The 15,842-nt window shown below is 56.3% G+C and carries 12 protein-coding genes, 2 tRNA genes and 1 rRNA gene; 5 read left to right on the forward strand and 10 right to left on the reverse strand.

Annotated elements, in window-relative coordinates:
* Nucleotides 1–149: 149 nt before the first annotated feature.
* The 3 genes from IF654_RS15335 to IF654_RS15345 all read right to left on the reverse strand — a co-directional run bounded on the left by IF654_RS15335 (nt 150) and on the right by IF654_RS15345 (nt 1,970).
* A tRNA-Ala gene (locus IF654_RS15335) sits at nt 150–225 on the reverse strand.
* 9 nt (nt 226–234) lie between these two features.
* Nucleotides 235–311, reverse strand: a tRNA-Ile gene (locus IF654_RS15340).
* A gap of 122 nt (nt 312–433) precedes the next feature.
* A 16S ribosomal RNA gene (locus IF654_RS15345) occupies nt 434–1,970 on the reverse strand.
* 604 nt (nt 1,971–2,574) lie between these two features.
* Between IF654_RS15345 and rhtA the strand changes: the two genes are divergently transcribed.
* Both rhtA and IF654_RS15355 read left to right on the forward strand, forming a co-directional pair.
* On the forward strand, nt 2,575–3,462 hold the full coding sequence (gene rhtA, locus IF654_RS15350) for a threonine/homoserine exporter RhtA (RefSeq protein ID WP_047276461.1): 888 nt from the start codon (nt 2,575–2,577) through the stop codon (nt 3,460–3,462).
* Between the two features lie 164 nt (nt 3,463–3,626).
* Nucleotides 3,627–3,908: a hypothetical protein gene (locus IF654_RS15355; protein ID WP_047277875.1), complete on the forward strand. Its 282-nt coding sequence runs from the start codon at nt 3,627–3,629 to the stop codon at nt 3,906–3,908.
* Nucleotides 3,909–3,964: 56 nt separating this feature from the next.
* On the opposite strand, the gene IF654_RS15360 is transcribed toward IF654_RS15355, so the two are convergent.
* Nucleotides 3,965–5,788 carry an aminopeptidase P family protein gene (locus IF654_RS15360; RefSeq protein ID WP_094987705.1) on the reverse strand — a complete coding sequence of 608 codons (1,824 nt, stop codon included), beginning with the start codon at nt 5,786–5,788 and terminating at the stop codon, nt 3,965–3,967.
* Between the two features lie 56 nt (nt 5,789–5,844).
* Nucleotides 5,845–7,014 carry a cysteine desulfurase family protein gene (locus tag IF654_RS15365; protein WP_094987706.1) on the reverse strand — a complete coding sequence of 390 codons (1,170 nt, stop codon included), beginning with the start codon at nt 7,012–7,014 and terminating at the stop codon, nt 5,845–5,847.
* Nucleotides 7,015–7,551: 537 nt separating this feature from the next.
* Between IF654_RS15365 and IF654_RS15370 the strand changes: the two genes are divergently transcribed.
* Complete coding sequence (locus tag IF654_RS15370) at nt 7,552–8,331, forward strand: TSUP family transporter (RefSeq protein ID WP_047276468.1); 780 nt, start codon at nt 7,552–7,554, stop codon at nt 8,329–8,331.
* Here the strand turns inward: IF654_RS15370 and nudC are convergent.
* The 5 genes from nudC to gnd form a co-directional block, all read right to left on the reverse strand.
* A complete protein-coding gene (gene nudC, locus IF654_RS15375; protein WP_047277878.1) occupies nt 8,299–9,129 on the reverse strand; it encodes an NAD(+) diphosphatase in 831 nt (276 codons plus the stop codon). The genes IF654_RS15370 and nudC overlap by 33 nt on opposite strands.
* Before the next feature lie 42 nt (nt 9,130–9,171).
* Nucleotides 9,172–9,984 (reverse strand): crotonase/enoyl-CoA hydratase family protein, encoded by an 813-nt coding sequence (locus tag IF654_RS15380; protein WP_047280472.1) that lies wholly within the window; start codon nt 9,982–9,984, stop codon nt 9,172–9,174.
* A 112-nt stretch (nt 9,985–10,096) separates the two neighbouring features.
* Nucleotides 10,097–10,915, reverse strand: a complete 819-nt coding sequence (locus tag IF654_RS15385) for an HAD family hydrolase (protein ID WP_255164200.1) — start codon at nt 10,913–10,915, stop codon at nt 10,097–10,099.
* Between the two features lie 4 nt (nt 10,916–10,919).
* Nucleotides 10,920–12,443, reverse strand: a complete 1,524-nt coding sequence (gene zwf / locus IF654_RS15390) for a glucose-6-phosphate dehydrogenase (RefSeq protein ID WP_047276474.1) — start codon at nt 12,441–12,443, stop codon at nt 10,920–10,922.
* On the reverse strand, nt 12,440–13,420 hold the full coding sequence (gnd, locus tag IF654_RS15395) for a phosphogluconate dehydrogenase (NAD(+)-dependent, decarboxylating) (protein WP_047276476.1): 981 nt from the start codon (nt 13,418–13,420) through the stop codon (nt 12,440–12,442). Before gnd ends, zwf begins: the two co-directional genes overlap by 4 nt.
* A 291-nt stretch (nt 13,421–13,711) precedes the next feature.
* Here gnd and IF654_RS15400 point away from each other — a divergent pair, with 291 nt between their 5' ends.
* Together IF654_RS15400 and IF654_RS15405 are read left to right on the forward strand one after the other, a co-directional pair.
* Entirely contained in the window at nt 13,712–13,894 is a 183-nt protein-coding gene (locus IF654_RS15400) for a DUF6026 family protein (RefSeq protein ID WP_047276477.1), read from the forward strand.
* A 168-nt stretch (nt 13,895–14,062) separates the two neighbouring features.
* Complete coding sequence (locus IF654_RS15405) at nt 14,063–15,805, forward strand: phosphoethanolamine transferase CptA (RefSeq protein ID WP_047276479.1); 1,743 nt, start codon at nt 14,063–14,065, stop codon at nt 15,803–15,805.
* Nucleotides 15,806–15,842 lie beyond the last annotated feature (37 nt).

The raw sequence follows: 15,842 nt of genomic DNA on the forward strand, positions 1-15,842 counted from the left end.
TAAACACCAGTGAAAGTGTCATTCAGTCTATCTTTCTATTACATACCCAAATTTTTAAAGAACGATCTAATCAAAAGATCAGAAATCAACATTCACCATCATCTCATGGAATGCTCATTTCTAAGCTTTACGATGCAGAAGCAAGTTTATGGTGGAGCCAAGCGGGATCGAACCGCTGACCTCCTGCGTGCAAGGCAGGCGCTCTCCCAGCTGAGCTATGGCCCCATACAAAATTGGTGGGTCTGGGCAGATTCGAACTGCCGACCTCACCCTTATCAGGGGTGCGCTCTAACCAACTGAGCTACAGACCCAATTTCGAGCTTGTAACTGTTAGCGTGAGCTATCAGCTTGGAGCTTAAAGCTGCTTCTATCGTCTTCTTCAATGAATCAAGCAATTCGTGTGGGAACTTATGGAGCAGCTGATGTCGTCGATTAAGGAGGTGATCCAGCCGCAGGTTCCCCTACGGCTACCTTGTTACGACTTCACCCCAGTCATGAATCACACCGTGGTAACCGTCCTCCCGAAGGTTAGACTAGCTACTTCTGGTGCAACCCACTCCCATGGTGTGACGGGCGGTGTGTACAAGGCCCGGGAACGTATTCACCGTGACATTCTGATTCACGATTACTAGCGATTCCGACTTCACGCAGTCGAGTTGCAGACTGCGATCCGGACTACGATCGGTTTTATGGGATTAGCTCCACCTCGCGGCTTGGCAACCCTTTGTACCGACCATTGTAGCACGTGTGTAGCCCAGGCCGTAAGGGCCATGATGACTTGACGTCATCCCCACCTTCCTCCGGTTTGTCACCGGCAGTCTCCTTAGAGTGCCCACCATTACGTGCTGGTAACTAAGGACAAGGGTTGCGCTCGTTACGGGACTTAACCCAACATCTCACGACACGAGCTGACGACAGCCATGCAGCACCTGTCTCAATGTTCCCGAAGGCACCAATCCATCTCTGGAAAGTTCATTGGATGTCAAGGCCTGGTAAGGTTCTTCGCGTTGCTTCGAATTAAACCACATGCTCCACCGCTTGTGCGGGCCCCCGTCAATTCATTTGAGTTTTAACCTTGCGGCCGTACTCCCCAGGCGGTCAACTTAATGCGTTAGCTGCGCCACTAAGAACTCAAGGTTCCCAACGGCTAGTTGACATCGTTTACGGCGTGGACTACCAGGGTATCTAATCCTGTTTGCTCCCCACGCTTTCGCACCTCAGTGTCAGTATCAGTCCAGGTAGTCGCCTTCGCCACTGGTGTTCCTTCCTATATCTACGCATTTCACCGCTACACAGGAAATTCCACTACCCTCTACCATACTCTAGCTTGCCAGTTTTGGATGCAGTTCCCAGGTTGAGCCCGGGGATTTCACATTCAACTTAACAAACCACCTACGCGCGCTTTACGCCCAGTAATTCCGATTAACGCTTGCACCCTCTGTATTACCGCGGCTGCTGGCACAGAGTTAGCCGGTGCTTATTCTGTCGGTAACGTCAAAGCACTAACGTATTAGGTTAATGCCCTTCCTCCCAACTTAAAGTGCTTTACAATCCGAAGACCTTCTTCACACACGCGGCATGGCTGGATCAGGCTTTCGCCCATTGTCCAATATTCCCCACTGCTGCCTCCCGTAGGAGTCTGGACCGTGTCTCAGTTCCAGTGTGACTGATCATCCTCTCAGACCAGTTACGGATCGTAGCCTTGGTGAGCCATTACCTCACCAACTAGCTAATCCGACCTAGGCTCATCTGATAGCGCAAGGCCCGAAGGTCCCCTGCTTTCTCCCGTAGGACGTATGCGGTATTAGCGTCCGTTTCCGAACGTTATCCCCCACTACCAGGCAGATTCCTAGGTATTACTCACCCGTCCGCCGCTCTCAAGAGGTGCAAGCACCTCTCTACCGCTCGACTTGCATGTGTTAGGCCTGCCGCCAGCGTTCAATCTGAGCCATGATCAAACTCTTCAGTTCAAACATCTTTGGGTTTTGAGAAAACCCTAAACTTGGCTCAGCAATCGTTGGTTACATCTTTGATTTCTCGCGGAGTAACTTGTGATGCTGATAATCTTTTTGACTATCAGTCTGACTCCACAAGCACCCACACGAATTGCTTGATTCAGTTGTTAAAGAGCGGTTGGTTAAGCTTTCGCTCAACCGAGGCGCGCATTCTACAGCAGCCTCTGTTGCTGTCAAGCGGTTATTTTAAGATGTTTTCAAAGTTTCCTCTGTAACATCAACCACTTGCGCTTTCGATCTCTCATCAGCGGGAGGCGAATTCTACAGCGTTACACGCTGCTGTCAACACCTCATTTCCTGCTTCGATGATTTGAAGCTGGCATCGTCAAAACCGTCTAACTCATTGAAACTCAAGGAGTTTTCCGTTTCGACTGCGCCGGAAGTGGGGCGAATTATAGGCCGCTGGAATTCTGAGTCAAGCCCTGTGTTCGCTTTAGTTGTGAAAAGTTCAACACCAATGTACCCCCCCCCTAAATTGCGCACTATATTGCACAGCCCTCATAACTTGCGCATCATGCCCCTCTTGACACGATTGCATCCCTTCTCAGGCCATCCCTATATGACAAAGCAGACTCAACGCCTTACATCAGCTCTATTACCGGTCGGCTTACTTCTCATAGCCATGGCGTCTATTCAATCTGGCGCCTCCCTTGCCAAGAGCATGTTCCCGATCGTGGGTGCGCAAGGCACCACTACGCTGCGCCTGATCTTTGCCAGCCTCATCATGCTGCTCATTCTGCGTCCCTGGCGAGCCAAGCTCACCGCCAAGTCCCTGAAGACTGTGATTGTTTATGGCATCGCGTTAGGCGGGATGAATTTCCTCTTCTATATGTCATTGCAAACGGTCCCACTCGGCATAGCCGTAGCACTTGAATTCACAGGTCCTTTGGCAGTCGCTATCTATTCATCCCGCAGAGCCATTGATTTCGTCTGGATTGCGCTTGCGATCACGGGCCTCTTACTACTGATTCCAGTTGGCGAAAGCACACATGGCATTGACTTATTAGGGGCTGGGTACGCCCTAGGGGCTGGTGTTTGCTGGGCGCTCTATATCTTGTTCGGACAGAAAGCAGGGGCCGACAACGGCGTGCAGACTGCAGCACTGGGCGTGATCATTGCGGCGTTATTCATTGCACCGATCGGCATCGTCCACGCAGGCGCAACGTTATTGACGCCAAGCCTGATCCCGGTGGCCATCGGTGTAGCTGTACTGTCAACCGCCCTGCCCTATACCTTGGAAATGGTTGCACTGACCCGCATGCCCACACGCACATTCGGCACGCTCATGAGCATAGAACCAGCGTTTGGCGCACTGTCAGGCCTGCTGTTTCTTAATGAAGTGCTGTCGTTCGTACAGTGGATGGCCATCTTGTGCATCATCATGGCGTCAGTCGGTGCAACTTTAACCATGCGCGGCCACACAAAGCCTGTGACTAAAGCCGAATGACAGCCCAATCGCTATAAGCTCTGGTAATTGACTCTCATTTGAGCGATGTTTAATCACCGTGAGAGTCAATTGGGTGGTTCAGGACAGGGAGATCTATAAATAGCCACGGGCAAGGCAGTTCGGCACCCACCTCCGCAACCCGACGCTAACGCTTAAGGACAGGAATGAAACGCTTTTTGATAGGTTTGGCAGCATTGGCACTAGCAGGCTGTGCGGCAACCTCAGAAACCACTGTGAAACATGGCAAACGAGGGATGCATATCAACTGCTCAGGATTGTCTTCGTCGTGGGACAAATGTTATGCCGAGGCTGCGCGATCCTGTGGCGAAAAAGGTTTTCGCACCCTCGCAAAATCAGGGGACTCCGCCGAAGAGCCGGGAGATTATCCCTTCGGCTTGAACCCGGCGGGTTACACCAGCCGAAGCCTGATCATCATCTGCAAGTAAAACAGCCATAAAAGTGAGCCACGCAACCCTGTGAAATTGATTGCGTGGCTTTCTTGTTATGACCGCGCGTTGACTACAGGCTCAGTGCGCGTGTTCAGCCAGGCCAGCGCATCGCCTGCCAGCAACGGCGCCAAGCGCTCACGAACGTGCGCGTGATAGCCATTGAGCCAATCCAACTCTTCGCACGTTAATAGCTCAACTTGAAGACAGCGCGTGTCAATCGGACACAACGTAAGCGTTTCAAACTTCAAGAACGTGCCAAATTCTGACGCCCCCGCTTCTTGATTCAAAACCAGGTTTTCAATTCGCACCCCCCAGCGCCCCGGCCGGTACGTACCAGGTTCTATGGAGGTAATCATCCCCGGCAGCATGGCCGTATGCGGGGCAGCCGCGGCTTGGTAAGCAATCACTTGCGGGCCTTCATGCACATTCAGAAAATAACCGACCCCATGTCCGGTACCGTGCCCGTAATCGACGTTATCCGCCCAGAGGGGTGCGCGCGCGATCGAATCCAGCAAAGGAGACAAAATACCTTTCGGAAAACGGGCCCTGGATAATGCAATGACACCTTTGAGCACGCGGGTGCAGTCCTGTTTTTGTTCAGCACTGACCTCCCCCACCGGCACCATCCGCGTGATATCCGTTGTGCCACCCAGATACTGCCCACCCGAGTCAATCAGAAGCAGGCCATTACCTTCGATCACAGCATGTTCCTGCTCGGTCGCATGGTAATGAGGCATCGCACCATTTGCGTTAAATGCCGCAATGGTATTGAAGCTCAACGACACGAAACCCGGACGACGTGCCCGGGCAGCCGTCAATCGTTCATCAATGGTCAGTTCGGTAATACGCTCGCGGCCCCAAGCGGACTCCAGCCACGCAAAGAACTCGCACAACGCCGCGCCGTCCTGCTCCATTGCCTGACGGATGTGAACGGCATCTTCGGGCTTCTTTTGGGCTTTAGCTAACGTTGTAGGGTTTATGCCTTCAACCAGCTTGACCTCCTTGTTTACATTGGCAATCAGCCCACACGTGACACGCGCAGGATCCAGCAGCAAACGGGTCGACGCTGGCAAGGCCGCCAAGGCGTCTGCGATCTCGCTGTAATCGCGCAGCATTACGCCCTCACGCTGCAAAGTACGCTTGAGTTCGGCACCGACCTTGTTCAGATCGACAAACAAAGAGGCTTGTGTGTGTTCAATCAATGCAAACGAGAGGAATACAGGATTAAAGGAAACGTCCGAACCGCGGAGATTAAAAAGCCAGGCGATATCGTCCAACGTAGCAATAAAGTGCGCATCGGCCTGACGCTGTTGCAGCGTTTCTCGCAATTGCGCCAGCTTTTCTGCACGGCTCACAGTGGCCTGTGGCGCCGCATGTTCGTACAACGGCTGAACAGGGAGCGAGGGACGCCCCTCCCACACCAGCCCCAACACGTCGATATCGGTACGCAATTGCGCACCCCGCTCTTTCAACCTGTTTTCCAGTGTGCGGGAAGGCGCCAAGGCCAGCACTGAACCGTCCACTGCGACGGTTTCACCTTCAGGGGTTTGCTCGGCCAGCCATTCAAGCGGGCCAGGTTGCCCGGGCATCAGTTTGACCAATTCGATGCCGCTGCCCGCTAGCTCTTTGGCCGCCTGTTCCCAGTAGCGGCTATCGGCCCATAAACCTGCAAATGTCGGCGTCACGATCAACGTACCGACCGAACCCTGAAAACCCGACAACCACTGCCGACCTTGCCAGTACGCAGGCAAATACTCTGATAGATGAGGATCGGCGGAAGGCACCAGCAACGCATGGACGCCATGCTCGCTCATGACTGACCGGACCCGCGCCAGGCGCTGCACAACCGATCCTTGATTCAACAACTGAGTACTCATCCTCTCTCCTGCAGGCCAATGGTCATTGTTATGAAGCCCTGATCATGAATCAGCAACTAAGGTTGAGCAACTGCCCAAAACGGCGTGGCGACTTGTGTTGCCGCGTGAATAGCGCTGGCCAGCGCATCAACGTCTTCCTCAGATGTAAAGCGTCCAAAACTCAAGCGAAGGGTGCGCGATGCTTCTTCTGCACTCAGGCCCAAGGCGAGCAGTACATGGGACGGGGCATGACTGGCCGAATTACACGCCGACGTGGCCGAATACGCTACATCAGCCGCCAGCACCGCACTGTCGAAGTTGCCCTCAACGAAAGTCAGACTCAGCGTGTGAGGAATCCGATGAGTCTGACAACCGTTACACCGCAAACCGGCAATACCGGCCAGTTGATCCAGTAAACGCTCACGTAAGCGGCAGATATGCGCCAGCTCTTCACTAAACTGCTGCTCGGCCAGCTCAAACGCCGCGCCCATGCCTGCAATTTGGTGTGTGGCCAACGTACCGGAGCGCAGACCCAACTCATGCCCCCCGCCATGCATCTGCGCATGCAGCCGGTCCTGAGCCCGTGGGCCAACATACAAAGCGCCAATTCCTTTAGGCCCGTAAATCTTGTGCCCAGAAAAGGACATCAAATCCACCGGCAAACGGCTGAGATCAATGGCCATCTTTCCTGCGCCTTGTGCGGCATCCACGTGGAAAAGGGCTCCATGCTCGCGCACCTGCTGCCCGATGGACTGGATATCGTTGACTGTTCCCAGTTCGTTGTTCACCAGCATCAACGAAACCAGCAAGGTATCTTCGCGCAACGCATCCCGGACGTGCTGCACACTGATCAGCCCGTTGACGTCCGGCTTCAGCCAGGTCACATCAAAGCCTGATTGCTGCAAAAACAACGCGGTGTCCAAGACGGCCTTGTGCTCGATCTGGCTGGTAATGATATGTCCGCGGGTCAAGCCACTGCCTGACGCCACTCCCTTGAGCGCCAGGTTGTTGGACTCCGTGGCCCCGGATGTCCAGACAATCTGTGAGGGCATGGCTCCAACCAACCGGGCAACTTGCGCCCGGGCCTGCTCAACCACGGCACGCGCTTGCCGACCAAACACATGTGAACTGGAAGCCGGGTTCCCGAAGTTACCCTCGAAACTGAGGCAATCCACCATCACCTGAATGACGCGAGGATCGGCAGGCGTGGTGGCAGCGTAATCGAAATAAAGAGGTCGTTTGTCCATTGTGAACACTCACTGATCGAATTCCGGCATCAGGCATTGCTTGATAACAGAAGCGGGAGGCAAACAGGTTCAGGGGCCTTTACAACTACCCTATCGAAGCCTGCGAAAAAAGAGCCGCGCACAAGAAAAGCCGTAGGAGCATTCCCAAATTCTGATCTTGCACCGCAATGGCCTTAATAAAGCGCCAGAACACCGATCAAGCGCAAGTCTTATATGCAATACAGATATATAAATATGGAATTAGATAGATTTAAGGAATATAAACCCTCGCCTTTCAAGCTGACTCCGACTGACCGGTGAAAGTCAGAGCCTCAAGCAATGGCAGCGTCGGGGTCATTGGGGGGAAACCGGCAATAACACTTGCACAGGCTGCAGGGCCACGCGGTTTGTTTTACCTGACCAATTGTTGAACACCTGTTGACCCAGCGGCACGTGGCAAATCGTCGACATGCCTGTCGCCGCCCTGTCGGGTTATGGGTAAGATGATGCCCTTCCCGCGCACCTGCGCCGTACGTCCCGCCGAATTAAGTCGATCCCATGCCTTTTGAACTCAGCGTAGATTTGACCACCCTCGCCATTCTGGCTGCCGTGGCCTTTGTGGCCGGCTTCATCGATGCCATCGCCGGCGGTGGCGGCCTGCTTACCACGCCTGCATTGCTCACCGCAGGGTTACCGCCGCACTTGGTACTGGGCACCAACAAGCTCAGCTCGACCTTCGGCGCCGCCACTGCCAGCTTCACCTTTTACCGGCGCAAGCTGTTTCACCCACGGGAGTGGAAACTGGCGATTTTCGGCACGTTGGCGGGCGCCCTGATTGGCGCCATCGTCGCGCATTACATGCCTGCCGAATGGCTCAATAAAATGCTGCCGGTGATTGTTTTTGCGTGCGGGTTGTACCTTTTATTCGGAGGCACGCCCAAAACCCCGATCGACAACGAGGCTCCGATCAAAAAGAAGTGGCAGTTGCCTCAAGGTTTCAGTCTCGGGTTCTACGACGGCGTTGCAGGGCCTGGAACGGGGGCCTTCTGGACCGTCAGCAGCATGCTGCTTTATCCCATCGATCTGGTGAAAGCCAGCGGGGTAGCGCGCAGCATGAACTTCGTGAGCAATATTGCAGCCCTGTCGGTGTTCATCTTTTCCGGGCATGTGGACTGGATCATTGGCCTGAGCATGGGCCTGGCAGTCATGGTCGGCGCCTTCTTTGGCGCCCGCAGCGCAATCAGCGGCGGGGCCAAATTCATTCGTCCGGTATTCATCACCGTGGTATTGGGGCTGACTGTACGCCTAGCCTGGCAACACTGGTTCGGCCAGGCCTAAACGACGCGCCACGTACAGGTCGATGAGATAACGCGCAATCGAGCGCGACGCCGGCAACGGCGGCAGGTGATGCACATTGAACCATTGCGCATCTTCAATCTCGTCGGGCTGTGGCACGATTTCCCCGCCAGCATACTCCGCATGAAAACCCAACATCATGGAGTGCGGGAACGGCCAGCACTGGCTGCCCACATACTGGATATTCTTGACCTCAAGCTGCACTTCTTCGCGCACCTCGCGGATCAGGCACTCCTCCGCCGACTCCCCCGGCTCGGCAAACCCCGCCAATGTGCTGTAGACACCAGGGACAAAGCGCGGGGACCGCGCCAACAACACCTCATCTCCTCGGGTGATCAGCACGATCATGCTCGGTGAAATACGCGGATAACTGCGCAACTCGCAAGGCGAGCAGTACATCGCCCGCTCCCCGGGCACTTGAGTCATCGCCCGGCCGCAACGCCCGCAGAACCGATGCTCGCGCGCCCACGTCGCAATCTGAGCGGCATAGCCCAACACCTTGTACAGCGTGTGATCGCCTTCCAGCATAAAGGCGCGCAACCCTTGCCAGCGACAGCCTTCCACCTCCACCGCGCGCTCCAGCTCCAGCACATACACCGGCTCGCCATCCAGATAACCGATCCCGTGTTCAGCCATCACCGGTAGCGACTGTGAAGCCAGCCATTCACGCGAAAACAGCGGCCCATCATCGTTAACCAGAAAGCCCTCCGGGCTGCGCGCCACGGCACGGCCGCCCGAAAGGTTGGTGTCCAGTACTGCGGTGGTCCAACGCGGTGTCATACAAGGTCCTTGTCAGGGTTAAACGCTGACGCCGCGCAGGCGTCAGTCGAGAAATTGCGGAGTGTTCTTGGTCATGTGCGCCGTCATCGCGACGCGCAAATCGGCGGATTGCAGCATGGCTGCGTTCCAGGTAGCCACGTATTCCAGGCCATCGTCCACCCGGTGATCGCGCATGTAACCGATCATCTGCTTGGTGCCACCAATCGCAATAGGCGACTTGCCGGCAATCTCACGTGCGATCCCCATAACGCCTGCAAGCAGCGCCTCATGGTCGGGGTAAACACGGTTGACCAGCCCGATGGCGCGCGCCTCTTCGGCACCGACCATACGCCCGGTGTAGGCCATTTCGCGGAGCATGCCATCGCCGATGATGCGCGGCAAACGCTGGAGAGTACCCACGTCGGCGGCCATGCCCATGTCGATTTCCTTGATCGAGAACTGCGCATCTTCAGCGGCATATCGCATGTCACACGCGGCAATCAGATCAATCGCACCGCCCAAGCAGTAACCTTGAACCGCCGCCAGTACAGGCTTACGGCAGCGATCCACGGCATTGAAAGAGTCTTGCATCTGCAAGATCTTGCGCCGCAACAAGCGCGCATTGCGCCCTACATCCTTGCCCATTTCGTTGGCGACCGAGGCCAGCAACATGAGGTCGATACCCGCCGAGAAATGCTTGCCGGCACCGCTGATGACCACTGCCCGCACGGCATCGGTCTCGTCGATCCAGCGGAAAATATCGATGATCTCAGTCCAGAACGCCGCATTCATCGCGTTGACCTTTTCCGGTCGATTGATCCGCACGTGAGCAATATTGCCGTCTAACTCAACCTCAAACGCCTGGTACTGAGACATCACCTGAATCCTTTGTTAAGTGCCGTTGCCGGCCATAAGCCAAGGACTATAACAAGCCGCAAACCACGCTAGCAGGCCGCGATCCTGCCAAACGCCGGACAAAATGACTTACTCAGTGCTTCTGAGGCCGAAGGACAAAGCGCTCGATCGCCTGCGCAACACCGTCTTGCACATTGGTGCCCGTGACATGGGCCGCCTTCACCTTGATGGCTTCATCCGCTTGCCCCATGGCGATTGATAGCCCGGCCTTTTCGAACATCGCCGGGTCATTGCCCCCATCGCCAATGGCCATGGTCCGGGACAACGGCACATCCAGCATGTGCGCCAGCGCCACCAGGGCTTCGCCCTTATTCGCCTTCGGCGCCGTGATATCGAGATAGAACGCTTGAGAGCGGCTCGCCAGTGCCTTGCCAGCCAGTTCGTCGTGCAGGTGGTGCTCAAGCTGGATCAACAGTTGCGCGTCACGACTGGCGGCCACGATTTTGTCAACGCGCTCCAGGTGCGGCTCAAAACAGTCAACCACCACAGGGGCGTAGCCGAGAGCGCGCTGCTCATGATCCACCATCGGGCCGTCTGGATCGCGCAAATACCATTGATCATCAGCGAACACCCAGAGCTCCATCGGGTAGGCTGACAACACCTTCAAGCTATGGCGTACCGCGTCTGCCGGTATGTGGTGCGATTTCAGGTACCGGCCATCTGCATCGACCAATACTCCGCCATTGAAGGCCGCCGTGGGCAAGATGATGCCCAACTGCTCGATCTGATCGCGCATCGCGCGCGGCGGGCGCCCCGAAGCCAATGTGAACGAGACGTCAGCATCTTGCAGTTGCCTGACCGCCGCCACCGTGGCCTCACTCAGGGAGTGGTCCGGGCGCAGCAGGGTGCCGTCCATATCGCATAGCACCAGTTGGATTGAATCGGGTTTCACGCGCTCATCCTATGTTCAGCCACACCCGGCCATCGCGGGCCAGCAGGTCTTTAGCTGCTTCAGGACCATCTTCGCCGGCCCTGTAGGATTGGACTTCAGTGTGTTCGCGCCAGGCGTCCAAAAAGGGCTGCACGCCTCGCCAGCCGTTTTCGATGTTATCGGCGCGCTGGAACAGCGTCTGATCGCCCGTCAGGCAATCGTAAATCAACGTTTCGTAACCCGAGGAAGGCTGGATTTTGAAGAAATCCTTGTAGGCAAATCCCAACTCGATATTGGCCATTTTCAGGCCCGGTCCCGGACGCTTGGCCTGCAAGTCAAACCACATGCCTTCATTGGGCTGGATCTGAATGCGCAAATAGTTGGGCTGCATGCGCTCAACGTCGGTATCACGAAACTGCGCATAAGGCGCAGGCTTGAAGCAAATGGCAATTTCCGTGTCCCGGGCACTCATACGCTTGCCGGTGCGCAGATAAAACGGCACGCCTACCCAGCGCCAGTTGTCGATCATCACTTTGAGAGCGACGTAGGTTTCCGTCGTGCTGTCGGGCGCCACATTGTTTTCTTCGCGGTAACCGGGCACTGGCTTACCGCCGGACTCACCCTGGGTGTACTGCCCGCGCACTGAATATTTGCGCGCGTCTTCAATCGACCAGGGACGAATCGCGCCGATGACCTTGGCCTTTTCGCCCCGCACCGCGTCTGCGCCGAACGCGGCAGGTGGCTCCATGGCCACCATCGCCAACAACTGAAACAGGTGATTGGGCAGCATGTCGCGCAACGCACCCGTGTGTTCGTAAAAACTGCCGCGTGTCTCGACCCCCACGGTTTCGGCCGCGGTGATCTGCACATGGTCAATGTAATGATTGTTCCAAAAGGCTTCGAACAGCCCGTTGGAAAAGCGGCTGACCAAAATGTTCTGGACCGTCTCTTTGCCCAGGTAGTGGTCTATCCGGTAGATCTGCTTCTCGCTCATGACCCTTAGCAGGCAAGCGTTCAATGCCTGGGCTGTTTCGAGGTCCGAGCCAAAAGGTTTTTCAATCACGACCCGGCGAAATGCATCCGGGGTTTCATTGAGCAACCCGCTGGCACCCAGACGCTGCGCCACTTCACTGAAGAAGCGCGGCGCAGTCGCCAGGTAAAACACCGCATTGCCCGTGCCACTGGCGGCAATCTTCTGTTCCAGCGCCGCGTAGGTACTGTCGTCCAGAAAGTCGCCCTGCACGTAGCTGATGTTTTTTGCCAGCGAGGCCCATAACGCGGCATCCAAGCCATGACCATCAGGATGATCGACCTTGCTGGAGGCTTCCGTGCGAATGAAGTCCTCCAGCTTCTTGGCAAAGCCTTCATCACTGATCGCATTGTGGTCAACGCCCACAATGCGCAGGCCATCGTCCAGCAAACCGTCACGACTCAAGTTATACAGCGCGGGCATCAGCAAGCGCTTGACCAGGTCACCGTGCGCACCAAACAGAAACAGTGTGGTGGGCGGTGCCGGCTTGGCGTCGGGTTGGCTGGACAGGTCAGTCATTTTTTAGGGGTCTCAACGTGGCCGCCGAAACCAAAGCGCATGGCCGACAACATTTTGTCGCCATACAGGCTTTGCTGACGGGAGCTGTAACGGGCAAACAATGCGCTGGACAGGACAGGAACCGGCGTCGATTGCTCCATGGCCGCTTCGATGGTCCAGCGACCTTCGCCGCTGTCAGCCACCGCACCCGAGAAACCGTCCAGCGGTGCATCGGTGGCCAGAGCATCGGCTGTCAGGTCCAGCAACCAGGACGACACCACGCTGCCACGGCGCCAGACTTCAGCGATATCGGCCAGGTTGAGATCAAAGCGCTGGTCTTCCGGCAAGTTTTCGGAAGCCTTCATTTTCATCACGTTGAAGCCTTCGGCATAAGCCTGCATCAGGCCGTACTCGATACCGTTGTGAACCATTTTCACGAAGTGACCGGAACCCGCTGGGCCTGCATGAATGTAGCCACGTTCGGCACGGTCATCGTCAGACACGCGGTCTTTGGTACGCGGGATGTCTCCCATGCCCGGCGCCAGCGTGGCGAACAACGGGTCGAGGTGCTTAACCACCGCCGTGTCACCGCCGATCATCATGCAGTAACCGCGCTCCAGGCCCCACACACCGCCCGACGTGCCGACATCCACATAACGGATGCCTTTTGCGGCCAGCGATGCGGCACGCCGGATGTCATCTTTATAGAACGTGTTGCCACCGTCGATGATGATGTCATCGGCATCGAGCAGTTGGCTCAAGGTCTCGATGGTGTCTTCGGTCGGTGCACCGGAGGGCAGCATCACCCACACTGCACGTGGCTTGGACAGGCCGTCGACCAGCGCCTGAAGGTCGGCAACACCGGTTGCACCGTCCTTTTCCAGCGCGCTGACGAAATCGGTATTGCGGTCAAAAACCACGGTGGTATGCCCATTGAGCATCAGACGCCGTGCGATATTACCGCCCATACGGCCCAATCCAATAATTCCCAACTGCATGTACTGATGCTCCAAACACAAAATAAAAAAGGGTTACAACACTCTAGTGCAGCGATGCGTAAAGTGCCTCGCTGAGGATTAGTCCTAGCGCATGGCGCATAGTTTCGCACATGAGAGGTAACAGATTCCCTATTCAATACGTTCTGGCGACGGACGAAGGCACGCGGACAACGAAAAATATAAAAGTTCACTTCACTGACAAAAGAAATCACAATTCACCCCGGCAGTGACCCACGACCCGCAGCGGGCCGTTCGGGTACTCGATCGAAGATGTCAAAAAAGAGGTGAACCATGACCACAGTACTGTCCGCACGACCCGCGCAAACCCTCTATGTCACGATCCGTCGTGATGAGTTGCGTCAGCTCAAGGACGACAACGCGCAGTTACTGCAACAGGTCGAGCACTTGCGCCAGCAACTGGCCCTCGGCCAATCGCCTCTTTCCCTGACACGCTCAGCCGCCCACCTGAACTGACACCCGCCCGCCATGGCGAGTGAATGCTCGCCATTTCGCGACAAAGTTTTCACATCCCCTTGTTGATACTTCAACGCTCGAATGCTGCTCAACTCTTGATGCAGCGCTGACGCGTTGGCCACGCCTTGCTGCGCCAACCATCCAAGTGGTTATCAGCTGGAGCGCTGTATGGGGATGTTTAAACGCGATGCCACCTCGGCTAAAGGGTTCGACTGGGCAGGCCTGGGCTGGCTGTTTCTGTTCTTCTGGTACTTTTCCGGCATCACTCAACTGTTGATCCAGCTGACCGGCACCTCGGGCTTTTCCGGCTTCCGTCAGGCCTTCGTCATGAGCGCAATCTGGCTCGCCCCGATGCTGCTCTTCCCCGCCCGCACTCGCGTACTCGCGGCGATTATTGGCGTTGTGTTGTGGGCTTGTTCCCTGGCCAGCCTCGGCTATTTCTTCATCTATCAGCAGGAATTTTCCCAAAGCGTCATCTTCATCATGTTCGAATCGAACATCTCTGAAGCGGGCGAATACCTGACCCAGTACTTTGCCTGGTGGATGGTGCTGGCCTTCCTGGCACATACCGCCGTGGCCGTATTCCTGTGGACGCGTTTAAGGCCGGTGTACTTGCCCCGCGTTCAGGCATGGGCCGCCGCCGTCGGTATTCTGGTCGCCGTCGTGGGTTACCCGTTGATCAAGCAAACGCTCAAACACGACACCCTGGCCGCTGCGATGGAAAGCTTTGAAAGCCGCGTCGAACCTGCGGTGCCATGGCAGATGGTAGTGGCGTATCGCCGTTACCTTGAGCAACTGGACAGCATGCAGGGCATGTTGGCCAGCGCCAGCAAAATCCCGCCGTTGACCCATCTCAAGGACAGTGAAGCGGGCAAGCCTGCCACGCTGGTGCTGATCATCGGTGAGTCAACCAACCGCCAGCGCATGAGCCTGTATGGCTACAACCGCAAAACCACGCCCAACCTCGACGCACTGCGCGATCAGCTGTCGATTTTCGACAACGTCGTGACCCCGCGTCCGTACACCATCGAGGCCTTGCAACAAGTGCTGACGTTTGCGGACGAAGAAAACCCCGACCTGTACCTGAGCACGCCGTCGCTGGTCAGTGTGATGAAGCAGGCGGGCTACAAAACCTTCTGGGTGACCAACCAGCAGACCATGACCAAGCGCAACACCATGCTCACCACCTTCTCCGAGCAAGCGGACGAACAGGTCTACCTCAACAACAACCGCAATCAGAACGCCCGTCAGTACGATGGCGACGTGCTGGAGCCGTTCTCGAAAATCCTCGCCGACAGCGCACCGCGAAAACTGATCGTGGTTCACTTGCTGGGCACCCACATGAGCTACCAGTACCGTTACCCGCCCAGCTTCGACACATTTACTGACCGCACAGGTGTACCCGCCGGCCTGACGGACGATCAGGTGCCGACCTACAACAGTTACGACAATGCGGTGCTGTACAACGACTTCGTGGTGTCGAGCCTGATCAAGGACTTCGCCAAGACCGATCCCAACGGTTTCCTGCTGTACCTGTCCGACCACGGCGAAGACGTGTTCGACTCGGTCGGCCACAGCACGCTGGGGCGCAACGAAGCAAAACCGACGGCCCCGATGTACACCATTCCCTTCATGGCCTGGGCCTCACCGAAATGGCGTGAAAACCACCCATGGAATTTCACCCGTGACCTGAGTCGCCCGTACAGCAGCTCGCAATTCATTCACACCTGGAGCGACCTGGCCGGGCTGTCCGCCGATGAGCTGGACGACAAGAAAAGCCTGGTCAGCGATCAATTCGTAGCCCGCCCGCAACTGATCGGCGACCCCTACTCGCGTCCGCAAAAAGCCTTGATCGACTTCAGCCTGATCAAACCCAAACACCCGGCTCCCGGCGAAATCGCCAAGCAATAACCCCACAACGAGGCGGCCCGACCGCCTCGTTGACCTT

The organism is Pseudomonas lundensis (assembly GCF_015377145.2).
Lineage (GTDB): Bacteria > Pseudomonadota > Gammaproteobacteria > Pseudomonadales > Pseudomonadaceae > Aquipseudomonas > Aquipseudomonas lundensis.